The sequence below is a fragment of the Hymenobacter negativus genome (assembly GCF_017571495.1).
Lineage (GTDB): Bacteria > Bacteroidota > Bacteroidia > Cytophagales > Hymenobacteraceae > Hymenobacter > Hymenobacter negativus.
Genome location: NZ_JAGETZ010000009.1, coordinates 266,269 through 277,709, shown reverse-complemented (window position 1 = coordinate 277,709; position 11,441 = coordinate 266,269). Strand labels below are relative to the sequence as shown.

The following is an 11,441-nucleotide window of genomic DNA, read 5'->3' as shown; positions in this document are numbered from 1 at the left end:
TCTGCGACGCGCTGGGCCGGACCGTGCTGGCCCTGCCGGCCAAAACCTACCCGGCCGGCCCCCAGGCCATCGCCCTGTCCCTGGACGCCGCCCGCCCCCTGCCCGCCGGCCTCTACCTGGTCCGCATCCAGCTCGACGCCCAGGCCTTCACCGCCAAGCTAACCGTCGAGTAAATCCACCAAAGGCAGTAGCTCCCCAAAGCCCCATCCGATACCGGATGGGGCTTTTTCTTGGCTCAGGGCCCGCACAGGTGGCGTACCTTTGTTCCAAATCAGACTTCGGACTGCTGAGGTTTTCGTTCCTCGAGCCCCTCGCTTTCAAATCCGAAGACACAACCAGCAACCTCTTCTCATGCGCAAGCAAAAACCTGTCGCCGACTCCTTCGTCATCATGACCGAGCTGGTGCTGCCCAATGACACCAACACCCTGAACAACCTGATGGGTGGCCGCATGATGCACCTGATGGACATTGCCGCCGCCATCTCTGCGCAGAAGCACTCCAACCGCATTGTGGTTACAGCATCAGTCGATAACGTGTCGTTTCGCGACAGCATTCGGCTGGGTAACGTGGTGACACTGCAAGCCCAGGTGACGCGGGCCTTCAGCTCCAGCATGGAAGTGCACATCGATGTATGGGCCGAGGACATCCCCAGCGGCACCAAGCTCAAAACCAACGAAGCCTTCTTCACTTTCGTGGCCGTGGACCAGTCCGGCCGGCCCATCGATGTGCCCGAGGCAGTGCCCCACACCGAAGAAGAAATCAGTCTCTACGAAGGCGCTCTGCGCCGCCGCCAGCTCCGGCTGGTGCTCGCCGGCCGCATGCAGCCCGCCGAAGCCCAAGAGCTTAAAGCCCTGTTTGCCCTATAGCAGCGGTATGGCTTGTCGCTTATTTTAGTGTTTTTACCGGCTAAATCCCACCCATCATGTCCGCCGAAAAGCTCGCCTTCCTGCAAAATTTCTACACCGACGTTACCCTTTACGTACCCACCGAACCCTCAGTCTCAACGAATCAGCCAGCAGCAGCCGGCGATGCAGGAGCTGCCATCGGAGCACCCCAGGCATTTCCAGTCACTGCTGCTACGGCCAGCCCCCCACCACAAAACACCACGAAGCCCGACAGCCTCGCCGACCGTCTGGCACGGCCGGATGATGCACCAATCCGCTCTGGTCTCCCCAAATCCATTCCCACGGCTACGCAGGCTAAGCTCACCGACCGCCTGGCGGGTGCGGCGGCCCCTGTTGCGCCGGTTGGTCCGCCGGCGCCCGCCATGGCCAATCCGGGCAACGTTCCGCCCGTGATGCTCACGCCGTTTTCGACCATGGGCGACAATGCGCAGGGCATTGTGCTGCTGTTCCGGCTACCACCGGACCAGTTTCAGAAAATGCACCGTAACGTATTTCTCAACAAGATGCTGCAAGCCCTGGGCTACGTAATGGCCGATGTGGTGCTGGTAAACGTGGAATCTGAGCTGCCTGTCGCGCTGGTCAACCTGCGCCGCCAGCTAGCCGCCACGCACATCATCGCATTCGGCAAAAACTTGCTCGACGCCACCATTCGCAACACCCAGATTTATGAGCCCGTGCAGTTCCCCACCCTGGGCTTTTCCTACCTGGCTTCTGCCACCGTGGACCTGGTAGAGTACGACGTAAGCTTGAAAAAGCGCCTCTGGCCCGGCTTGCAGCGCATGTTCCTTGGCTAGAAGTTAGTGACTAACGATTAATTAATAGCCGCTTTGTTGCACTAAAAAAGCCCGGAAATGAGCCGGGCTTTTTTGTTCATAGACTTATGGTTAATCATTAATAACTAACCGTTAACCATTATTTGAGTACTTCGGCCAACTTGGCGGCCAGAGCTTCGCCGCGCAGGTTCTTGGCGATAATCTTGCCCTGGGGGTCGAGCAGGAAGGATTGCGGGATGGCTTTCACGCCGTAGGCGGCACCGGCTACGCTGTTCCAGCCGGCCAGGTCCGACACGTGATGCCAGGTAAGGCCGTCGGCAGCAATAGCTTTTTCCCATTTCCCCTTGTCCTGGTCCAGCGACACGGAGTAGATGGTGAAGCCCTTGCCTTTGTCCTTGAACTGGTTGTATGCCTTCACCACATTGGGGTTTTCCTGGCGGCAGGGACCGCACCAGCTGGCCCAGAAGTCAATCAGCACATACTTACCACGCAGGCTGCTCAGGGCCAGCGTTTTTCCATCGGGGGTGGGCAGGTTAATCTCGGGGGCCTGGGTGCCGGGAGCCGTGGCACGCATGGGCTCCAGACGAGCTGTCAGTTCCTTGGTGAAGGGCGAACCCGGGTTGGCTTTGCGCTGAATGGCGGCCACCGAATCGGCAAAGGCAAACTCTTCTTCGGGGTTGATAAATGCGCCCACGGCAAAACCGCTGGCTACGGCCGTGGCATTCTGCCGAATGAGGGTTTTCACCTTGGTGGTGTTGCCCTTCTGGATGGCAAAATACTCCTTCTCGATGGTCTTCATCTCGTCGGACTTACCCGCTTGACCGGCGGCGTTGTATCGCTGTCCGAGGCTTTCGAGCTGGGTTTTGCTGCCCTCCATCACCTTGGTGAGCTGACGCAGCATCTCCGTATCCTTGCTGCCTTTCACGCTGTAAGTGGCGGGAAGGCTTTTGGCATCGCCGTTGATTTGTACGCGAGTTTTATTGTCGAGCAGCAGCAGCACCTGGTTGGCCTCGTCTACTTTCAACTGGAAAATACCCGGCGTGAGGGCCGCGCCTTTCAGCGTGAAGTTGCCGGAAGCATCGGTTTTCACCTGGGCTTTCTCCACAAACTGATTGGAATTCAGCTCCGAAAGATGCAGCACGGTGCCTGCCGGCGCGTTTTTGAGCTGGCCCGATACCTCGTAGCCGTCCGCAGCTACGGCATTCTGACAGGCGTTGGTCAGGCCCAAAACGGTGGCCGCCAGGAAAACAGATTTTATCATAGGATGAGGCATAAGCTTATGCGTAAAAATAGCCAACGCAAGGCAGAAAAGTTATTGTTCCGCAAGCACGAAACAGTGGGGTTAAACCCGAACGTGAGGCGGAGCAAAGTCAAAGCATCTCTGCCCCTTAGTGGTAAACCAATCAAGATAGATTAGTTATGCAGTAGATGCTTCGACTTTGCTCCGCCTGACGCTCTATTCAGCATTAGCCGTCGTTCAACTAGCCTTCCAGCGCGGCGCGCAGCAGCTGGTTGGCCAGCTTGGGGTCGGCTTTGCCGCCGGTCAGCTTCATGAGCTCACCCATGAACATGCCCGTGAGCGACTTTTTGCCGGCGCGGTACTCGGCTACTTTCGCGGGGTTGGCATCCATCACCTGCTGTACCAGCGTGGCCAACTCGCCATTGTCGGCTTGCGTGAGCAGGCCCAGGCTTTCGGCAGCGCCGGTTGCATTCGCCGTCGGATGGTCGAGCAAATACGGAAACAGTTGCTTGCTGGCCACCGAATAGTTCAGCTTGCCTGCATCAATCAGCTCGATGACGCCGGCCAATTGGGCAGCGTCGAGCGGAAAGTCCTGCATGGTGAGCGCGCGCTCGTTGAGGTAGGACTTCACGGGCCCCATCACCCAGTTGGCGGCGGCTTTGGCGTTAGGCGACAGGCGGGCCAACTCATCAAAGAACAGGGCGACCTCCTTCTGGTCAATCAGCACGGAGGCGTCGTAGTCGCTCAGGCCTAGCTCGCCGGTGAAGCGGGCGTAGAGCTGCTGCGGCAGCGCCGGCAGCTCGGCGGCCACGCGGTGCAGCCACTCGTCGGAAATCACCAAGGGCGGCAGGTCCGGCTCGGGGAAGTAGCGGTAGTCGTTGAGGGTTTCCTTGCTGCGCTGGCCGTTGGTGGTGCCGCTAGCGGCGTCGAAGCCGCGGGTTTCGCTGTCCACTTCGCCACCGGCTTCGAGAATGGTAATCTGCCGCTCGATTTCGTAGGCAATGGCGCGCTGCACGTTGCGGAAGGAGTTCATGTTTTTCACTTCCACCTTCATGCCGAACTGCTTGGCACCTTTCAACATCACCGAAATGTTGGCGTCGCAGCGCAGCGAGCCTTCCTCCATATTGCCGTCGCAGATGCCGAGGTACTCCACCAGCTTCTTGATTTCGGTAAGGTAGGCGTAGGCCTCGTCGCCGGTCCGGATATCGGGCTCCGATACAATCTCAATCAGCGGGACACCGGCGCGGTTCAGGTCCACGAGGGTTTCGGTTTCACCGACCAGGTGCATCGATTTGCCTGCGTCCTCTTCCATGTGGATGCGGGTGATGCCGATGCGCTTCACCTCTTCGCCTACGCGCACCTCAAGGTGGCCATCGTAGCAAATCGGGGTTTTGTCCTGGGTAATCTGGTAACCCTTGGGCAGGTCGGGGTAAAAGTAATTTTTGCGGGCAAACAGGTTGTCGCGTCGAATCTGGCAGTTAGTGGCCAGGCCCATTTTCATGGCAAACTCCACGGCCGTGCCGTTTACCTTGGGCAAAGTGCCGGGGTGGCCGAGGGTGATTACCGACAGGTTGGTATTGGGGGCAACGCCGTACTCGTTTTCATCGGATGAGTACATTTTGCTGTGCGTGAGCAGCTGAGCGTGTACTTCCAGGCCGATTACGGGCTGGTATTTGGCAAGGGTGGCTTCGTCCATCTTCACTATTAAAGCGGGGTACTACGGGCTATTTCGGCCTTAAAGGTAACCAGCAGCGGGCTAGGATGCTTTTTAAGCCGCGCAACTAGCGGAGCGATGGTCGGTAGCCCCTGCTGTAGCCACCGTTATAGCTGCTGTTGTTATACGGCTGGCTGTATTCCAAGGTGTAGTACAGCGGCACGGTGAGGTAGCTCATCTGCACCTGCCCGTCGCGGCGGCCAGGAATGAACTGCCGCTTGAGCTTGGTCACGGCCCGCAGCGCGGCATTATTGAGGAAGCCAGCCGTGGAATTTACCACCCGGGCATTGGTGACGCGGCCATCGGGGGCCACGGCCAGCTCTACATCTACCTGGCGCTGCGAGCCGTAGCGGGCCATGTTCAGCATGCGGCGGCTTTCGCGACGCATGGCATCTGTTTCCTGCGAATTGAGGCGCACGGCCCGGCTCAGCTCCTTTACCAACTGCACATCGCCGCCGGGATACAGGGGCAGTTGCTCGTAGGTGAAATAGGGCACCGGGTTGCCGTTGGCATCGTAGCAGTTGCCTACGCCGCAACGGCCGTTTTCGTAGTGTTCACGGCGCTTCAGGGTGCCATCGGGGTAGTAGGTCAGCAAGTCGCCGTGGCGCACGCCGCGCACGTAGTCTTCCTTGGTGCATAGCTGGCCGTCCTCGTACCAAGTGGTGAGGCAGCCGTAGCGAATGCCCCGGTACACGTTAGCGTACGGGATGTACTGCCTGAGGTGGCCTGATGGATAGTAGACCCGGGTGATGCCGCCGAGGCTGTCGCGAAACGTAGTCTCAGAACACATGGCCGTCGAATCAGCGGCGGTGCTGGTTTGATAATCCCGGGTAAAGTAGCTGACAATGGACTCCGGCGTGGCCGCACGGTGTGTCTGGGCACGGCCGGCCAGCGGCGCCACCAACAAAAACCCCAGATATAGTAGCTGTGTTTTCACCTGAAAGGCAGACTATTAGAAAGCAAACGCCGGAACTGCTCCGTGCTTTCTATTATCTAAATTACGCATAACGAACTCAATCGTTGGGTCTGGTCGAAATAGTCGCAACACTACGACTATTGGGCCCTACTCGGCGTCCAGATAGGTGACCTTAGGGGTGACTTCGGTGTAAGCGTTCGACAGGTTCCATCCATTGGCTGGACGGCCGACCTTGACTGACAGGGTATACAGTACCGACACAGGTTCTTGGTTGACCATACCAGGAGCCTGAAATGGCAGTATTTGCTTTGCGGCAGCTACCACCGCCTGCCCCATATTGGCGGTGGGCGCGTTCACCACTTTTGCGCCAATAATATTGGCCTGGGCATCCACCACAAGTGAAACAAGTACTATTCCCGAACCTTGCTTGGCTATCTCTTCGGTAGGCAGCACAACAGCCGCTTCGAGCGCCTTGACGAGCCCAGCTTTTCCTCCTGGGTATACCGGCGGCAGCTTTTCTTCCTGGCATGCTTTGGCTTGGCCGGTTGGGGCAAAGCATTGTTGGGCCACCCGTTTGCCTTGGTCATAAGTCATCTGCCGGGTCAGCGTACCACTGGCGTCAAAAAGCTGCACCTCGCCCTGCCGACGGCCAGCCAAAAAATCTTCTCGCTTGCGCAGCTTGCCCGTTTCATCATAGCTCATCACCACACCGTGGCGAATACCCAGCTGCACATGGGCAAAGGGAATCACCCGCCAGAGCTTACCCGAGGGGAAATACTCGCGCATGATGCCACTCACGCTGTCCCGCATGGTGATATCGGCCCGGTGGTCGGCCCCATCGGGCGTGGCCAGCTGTTGCCCGGCCGCGTTCAGGTAAATGGTAACCCGACGAGGAGCAGCTACAGGAACTGTTTGGGCCGATGCGCCAACCGAAATGCCTGCAAGGCACGCAGCCAGGGCAAGGCCTGACGGGTAGGAAAACGACATGAAGGTGAGGGAGTCAGTAGTAGAAAGAACAGACAGGAAAGAGCACGCAGAAGCTGGCAGACGGAGCAAGTGCTGTGCTTATTTCACCGGGCGCTGCAGCTGCTGCATGGCCATCATCTGCTCCAGGTTTTTGCTCATGCCTTCGTTCGAGCCGTCGAGGAAGATGACGTTGCCTTTGCCTTGCTCGGCAAAGTGCTTGATGGCTTCGGTCCACATCGAGAAGTAAACCAGCGAGGGGTCGAGGTTGCTTTTGGTGACTTCCTCCACAGCGTGGGCCAAGCCCTTGGTCACTTCCTCGCGGAACAGGGCCACGCCCTGCCCGCGCAGCTGGGCGGCAATTTTCTCTGCTTCGGCCGCGATTTTGATGGCGTTGCCTTCGGCTTCGGCGGCTTTGGTTTTGGTGATGAGCAGGGCCTGACCCTCATTTTCGGCGGCGGCTTTCAGGTTATTGGAAGCTACCACTTTGGCCATCGAGCGCATGATTTCCTCGTCGAAGGCAATGTCGTTCAGCTGCAAATCGATGAGGTGGTAGCCCCAGCTTTCGAGCGTGGCATCGAGCTGGTCTTTCACGTGCAGCACAATTTCGCCCCGCAAGCTCAGCACGGCGGCCTGCCGCTGCGTAGCTACAAATGCCCGGATGCTGCCTTCCACGGTCCGTACCAGCGCCTGCATCAAACTCATCTCATCAACGAACTTGAAGGCCACGTTCTTGATGGCTTCCTCGCTCTGATCGAAGGCCGCATATACCAGCATAGCCTTAAAGTTGACATTGGCCTGGTCGACTGTGATAGCCTGAAAATTAAGCTCCAGTGAGCGGTTCTGGATGGAAATCCGCTTGTACACCGTCTCAATAAATGGCAGCTTGAAGTTCAGCCCCGGCAGCATGATGCGCCGGTATTTTCCAAAAATGGTGATGACCGCCACCGTACCCTGCGGCACGATAACGTAGCTCAGAAACAGCGTGATACCGATGAGGGCCAGCAGAATAAGCGCAAAGTTGGACATGGAAGAAAGGGGAATAAGCTGGACAATACACAGTAGACGGTTTCGCTTCAAAAACTGGCTGGCCGCATGCGGTGAAGCAACACGGCTGCAATAGTAGTCCAAATATCAGGATTACTACTACCGGGTACTGACTTGTCGGGTTTGCGCATCGAACCAGCATATGGAGTTTCCCGTCATGCGCGCAGAGAGAAATCAGTGGCCCGCATCAAAGCCAGGTCCTTATTTCCAACGACAAATGCCGGCGGAAATAAGGACCTGGCTTTGATGCACAAACCTTGGCTACCTGATGCGAAACGTGACGGGCACGGAGTAGCTCACGGGCACCGGCTCGCCGTCTTGCTGGCCGGGCTGAAAAGGCTTAAGCTTGCGTACGGCCTCCATGGCGGCTTCCTGCAAGAGGCGGTAGGTGCCCACCAGGTTTTCGGGCACCAGCTCCATGTTGGTTTTTTCGTCGGGCCGAATGTGCTGCACCAGCCCGTGCTTATCCACCACAAACAGGATTTTGACGATGCCGTATACCCGCTGGCGCAGGGCTTCCCTCGGGTACTGCGTGTTGCGCATCACGGCATTTACCACAGCAGCCTGGTCGCCGTCGCCTTCGGTATACACCGGCATTTTATGATAGTTGAAGTACGGACGCGGCTTGCCATCGGCCCCGAAGCACTCGCCGGTGGTGGGCTGGCCGGGCGTGTGGTGGTCGCGCCGCTTCAAGTTCCCGTCAGGGTAATAGGTCACGAGGTCGCCCACCATCTTGCCAGCCTGGTAGGTCACTTGTTCGCGCAGCTGGCCGCTTTCGTAGTACTGGCTGCTGGTGCCGTGGCGTTGTTTGCGACGCAGGTTGGCGTAGGGCGTGTAGTCCTTCAGCTTGCCCGAAGGCAGGTAGTACTCGCGAATCATGCCGCTTACGCTGTCACGGAACGCGGTTTCGGTGCGGTAGTCGGCCCCAGCTTCAGACGGCAGCCTGAACCGGGTTTCGTCGAAGTATTCAATCTTCACTGGCCGAGCGGGTTGTGCGGCTTGTTCCTGCGCCCGCGCTGGCCCCGCAAGGGCCAGCGTAGCTCCCGGCACGCCGACCAGCAACCCGACTTTGGCAGTGGTAGTGAATCGAATCATTGCACGCAAAAACGGAAAGGGTACACCAACCAGTACTACTGAAATCTTGAATTAGTGTAGGGGCGGGAAATCGACGTTCACCATATAGTAGGATTCTACCGGCTCAGGCCCTTCTAGCTCCGGCGTCCAGTTATCGCGCAGGGTGCTCACCACCCGCAGGGCTTCGAGGTCATATTCTCCCCCCACGCTTTTGTAAATGTGGGTTTGGTGAATTTGCCCATCCACGCCCACCATACAAGCCACTATCACCCGCTCACCCTTGCTGCCGGCGGGCAGCGGTAGGCGGCGTACGGCGTGGCGCACTTCTTCTTCCAGCAGCAGGGTGCCGCGGCGGTAGCGGGCATACACCCGCGAGGCGTCGAGCTGTGTCGGGCATTTCATCGCCTTGCCATTGGCATCGTAGCAGAGACGGCTTTTGCTGTCGCCTTTTTCGAAAGTATCCAGCTGCCGTAGCGTACCATTGGGGTAGTAGGCCTGCATTTGGCCTTCGAGCTGGCCCTCCCGGTACATGCGGCTGCCCCGTAGCTGGCCCGAAGGGTACCAGCTCAGGGCGACGCCTTCGCGCACTTTGCCCTCCTTATCGCTGTATGGAATTTGCTCCAACTGATGCCCTGTGGTGTTATAAATATGCTGCACCATACCTGTTGCCGTGGGCTCGGTCACGATGCCGCGTGCGGCGCCCACCCGCGAGGGCAAGCGCTCGGCGGCGGCATTGTAGTAGACGGTGTCGATTGGGGAGGCTGTTTTTTGGGATTGTGCTGCCAAGGGCAGCGTGCTTAGTAAACCCGCAACGATAGTTAGTGAAACGGTAGTTGGTAAAATTGATTTCATTAAAGAGAAAAAAGAGGGGCTAATAGCAAAGGGAAACGAGCTATAATGGAATTGTTCAGAAAGGTGGTGAGCACGCTGACGAGACGCATCCTGCTGTCTCCTGCTCCGCGCCGTTTAAACAAATTATTCGATATTGCGAGGCGAGGAAAGTCTCGCCATCGTGCTGGCTACCAGCACTGACCGACCAAACAGCTTCAATAGCCGATTATATAGCCAATTTTTGAGTGACAAAGCTGACGGGCAACCTGAAGGCGACTCCCACCGAATTACCAGCCTGCATGCCGGGCTTGAAGCGTTTCAGCCGTCGTGCTGAGTCCCTCACGGCCTCATCGGCCAGCGAGCATAGGCCCTGAACGAGCCGGATATCAGTTACTTCCCCTTGGGTGCTTACATTAAACCTTACGATGCCTCGGCCGGCGTAATGGTCCTTGCGCGCCAGCATTGGAGTGCGTGCGAATGCTTCACGACGCAATGCGGCCCGCAGCTGAGCGCTAGCGGATAGAAAATGTAATGGGCACCGTCAATACCACCTTCACCGCCCGGCGGTCCTGAAAGCCAGGCCGCCAGCGCTTCAGGCTGACGCTTCTTACCGCTTCAAGTGCCGCTGCATCCAAAGCGGGAGTCACTCCTTTTACCACGCAAATAGCATCGACCAGTCCGTCGTGCCGCACTTCAAAGCTGACATATACCCGGCCTGACTCCTGGTTGCGGAGGGACATGGGCGGGTATTTCGTACTCTGCTGGATGGCCGCCACAATTGACTGATTGGCTCCGCCTTCGTACTGCGGCATTTCCTCCTTGTAGGAATAGTTGGGATTTGGCACGGACACGAACCGCTCGGTGAGCAGGTTACCCTCCCGGCGCTTGTGCATTTTTAGCTCGCCGTTGTCGAAAAAGGTTTGATAGTCTACGCACCGCACTCCGTTTACTACGGAGGTCGTCACCCGTACTTTGGGTTGGCCCCAGGGTAGAAACGTTTCCCGACTTTCGAACGGCTGACCAGCGGCATCTAGCCCTTTGCGGGTGCGCTGCGCCAGCCGTTCGTGTCCCAGGCGGAAAAGGCGAGTCTCGGTGATGCTGCCCAGTTCCTCCGTTTCCCGGCGGTGCAACGCTCCTTCAGCGGTGGGCAGCACCGTACCATCTAGGGCAAGAAAGCAGCTGGTGAACAATGCCGGACTGGCTGATTCATCCGGTTGCGCCAACGGCATTTTCCGCAGATTCTTTAGCCAAGCCAGCATGTTTTACAACCTTAGTCGCACTGTTTTTCAAAGCAATTACTCCACTTCGGCAACCGTTGCCTGCAGCACGGTCTTCTTGTGTTTATCACAATTTATTTTTCTGCTTTTCTTTTCGCCGAACAGGTTCGTCCTCCTCGCCTACCCATTGCGGCACTTGCCTGTCGCTTTGCCCAGGTAGCCAAGCTTGTTGCGACGGCAGCTCGTAATGCCCCCGCCGGCCCAGGCTATCGAAAAACTCAGTTTTCAGACCGTCCGGCAGTTTCTGCACATGGCTTTGTACCTTCCCATTGGGGTAGTACGACGTAATAGCAACAGCCAGATTGGCAAAAAACTCGGTACGCGCCATCAATTGCCCTTTTTCGCTCCACATGGTTTCCACTCCATGCTTAATTTCATTGGCCAGGTTGGCGTAAGGAGTGGACTTGTAAAGCTTGCCAGAAGGATAGTACAGCCGCACAACGCCAACTACACTATCCCGATACGAAACCTCGACGCGCCGAAACGCTTGGCCCTCAGCGACAGGCGTACCTCCTTCATTCAGGTAAAACACCAGCTTATGAGGTGCACTCTCGGCCGGTTCTTTCTTCAGCAGGAAAGGCAGCATCCCGCCGATTTCCAACGCTGGATTGACAGGAAGAACCTGCCCCGCTGCATATTCCGGCCACAACACAGCAAGCAGGCCAATTATGAGCAGTAGGCAGGTCTTCGTCATCCGCAA

Annotated in this window: 12 protein-coding genes; 2 read left to right on the top strand and 10 right to left on the bottom strand. The window is 57.6% G+C overall.

What is annotated here, in order from left to right; translation table 11 throughout:
- The first annotated feature begins 351 nt into the window (after window positions 1-351).
- Both J4E00_RS19050 and J4E00_RS19045 read left to right on the top strand, forming a co-directional pair.
- Window positions 352-867 (top strand): acyl-CoA thioesterase, encoded by a 516-nt coding sequence (locus J4E00_RS19050; RefSeq protein ID WP_208176850.1) that lies wholly within the window; start codon window positions 352-354, stop codon window positions 865-867.
- Window positions 868-923: 56 nt separating this feature from the next.
- Entirely contained in the window at window positions 924-1,700 is a 777-nt protein-coding gene (locus tag J4E00_RS19045; RefSeq protein ID WP_208176849.1) for a hypothetical protein, read from the top strand.
- A gap of 118 nt (window positions 1,701-1,818) precedes the next feature.
- Here the strand turns inward: J4E00_RS19045 and J4E00_RS19040 are convergent, their stop codons facing one another.
- The 10 genes from J4E00_RS19040 to J4E00_RS18995 form a co-directional block, all read right to left on the bottom strand.
- Window positions 1,819-2,940 carry a TlpA disulfide reductase family protein gene (locus tag J4E00_RS19040; protein WP_208176848.1) on the bottom strand — a complete coding sequence of 374 codons (1,122 nt, stop codon included), beginning with the start codon at window positions 2,938-2,940 and terminating at the stop codon, window positions 1,819-1,821.
- A 220-nt stretch (window positions 2,941-3,160) separates the two neighbouring features.
- Window positions 3,161-4,615 (bottom strand): Asp-tRNA(Asn)/Glu-tRNA(Gln) amidotransferase subunit GatB, encoded by a 1,455-nt coding sequence (gene gatB, locus J4E00_RS19035; protein WP_208176847.1) that lies wholly within the window; start codon window positions 4,613-4,615, stop codon window positions 3,161-3,163.
- 85 nt (window positions 4,616-4,700) lie between these two features.
- Window positions 4,701-5,570: a TonB family protein gene (locus tag J4E00_RS19030; protein ID WP_208176846.1), complete on the bottom strand. Its 870-nt coding sequence runs from the start codon at window positions 5,568-5,570 to the stop codon at window positions 4,701-4,703.
- Between the two features lie 126 nt (window positions 5,571-5,696).
- Window positions 5,697-6,536, bottom strand: coding sequence for a hypothetical protein (locus tag J4E00_RS19025; protein ID WP_208176845.1), 840 nt, complete (start codon window positions 6,534-6,536; stop codon window positions 5,697-5,699).
- A 78-nt stretch (window positions 6,537-6,614) separates the two neighbouring features.
- The gene (locus J4E00_RS19020; protein ID WP_208176844.1) at window positions 6,615-7,541 is read right to left on the bottom strand and encodes an SPFH domain-containing protein; all 927 of its coding nucleotides are present in this window, start codon (window positions 7,539-7,541) and stop codon (window positions 6,615-6,617) included.
- Between the two features lie 279 nt (window positions 7,542-7,820).
- Window positions 7,821-8,654 (bottom strand): energy transducer TonB, encoded by an 834-nt coding sequence (locus tag J4E00_RS19015; protein ID WP_208176843.1) that lies wholly within the window; start codon window positions 8,652-8,654, stop codon window positions 7,821-7,823.
- Window positions 8,655-8,705: 51 nt separating this feature from the next.
- Entirely contained in the window at window positions 8,706-9,419 is a 714-nt protein-coding gene (locus J4E00_RS19010; RefSeq protein ID WP_208176842.1) for an energy transducer TonB, read from the bottom strand.
- A 271-nt stretch (window positions 9,420-9,690) separates the two neighbouring features.
- Window positions 9,691-9,927, bottom strand: a complete 237-nt coding sequence (locus tag J4E00_RS30305) for an energy transducer TonB (RefSeq protein ID WP_208176841.1) — start codon at window positions 9,925-9,927, stop codon at window positions 9,691-9,693.
- 49 nt (window positions 9,928-9,976) lie between these two features.
- A complete protein-coding gene (locus J4E00_RS19000) occupies window positions 9,977-10,723 on the bottom strand; it encodes an energy transducer TonB (RefSeq protein WP_208176840.1) in 747 nt (248 codons plus the stop codon).
- 85 nt (window positions 10,724-10,808) lie between these two features.
- A complete protein-coding gene (locus J4E00_RS18995) occupies window positions 10,809-11,435 on the bottom strand; it encodes a toxin-antitoxin system YwqK family antitoxin (RefSeq protein ID WP_208176839.1) in 627 nt (208 codons plus the stop codon).
- Between the last annotated feature and the right edge of the window lie 6 nt (window positions 11,436-11,441).

Coding starts and splice junctions, on each gene's coding strand:
- J4E00_RS19050 (WP_208176850.1), top strand. CDS start 352: ATGCGCAAGCAAAAACCTGTCGCCGACTCCTTCGTCATCATGACCGAG.
- J4E00_RS19045 (WP_208176849.1), top strand. CDS start 924: ATGTCCGCCGAAAAGCTCGCCTTCCTGCAAAATTTCTACACCGACGTT.
- J4E00_RS19040 (WP_208176848.1), bottom strand. CDS start 2,940: ATGATAAAATCTGTTTTCCTGGCGGCCACCGTTTTGGGCCTGACCAAC.
- gatB (WP_208176847.1), bottom strand. CDS start 4,615: ATGGACGAAGCCACCCTTGCCAAATACCAGCCCGTAATCGGCCTGGAA.
- J4E00_RS19025 (WP_208176845.1), bottom strand. CDS start 6,536: ATGTCGTTTTCCTACCCGTCAGGCCTTGCCCTGGCTGCGTGCCTTGCA.
- J4E00_RS19020 (WP_208176844.1), bottom strand. CDS start 7,541: ATGTCCAACTTTGCGCTTATTCTGCTGGCCCTCATCGGTATCACGCTG.
- J4E00_RS19015 (WP_208176843.1), bottom strand. CDS start 8,654: ATGATTCGATTCACTACCACTGCCAAAGTCGGGTTGCTGGTCGGCGTG.
- J4E00_RS30305 (WP_208176841.1), bottom strand. CDS start 9,927: ATGCTGGCGCGCAAGGACCATTACGCCGGCCGAGGCATCGTAAGGTTT.
- J4E00_RS19000 (WP_208176840.1), bottom strand. CDS start 10,723: ATGCTGGCTTGGCTAAAGAATCTGCGGAAAATGCCGTTGGCGCAACCG.
- J4E00_RS18995 (WP_208176839.1), bottom strand. CDS start 11,435: ATGACGAAGACCTGCCTACTGCTCATAATTGGCCTGCTTGCTGTGTTG.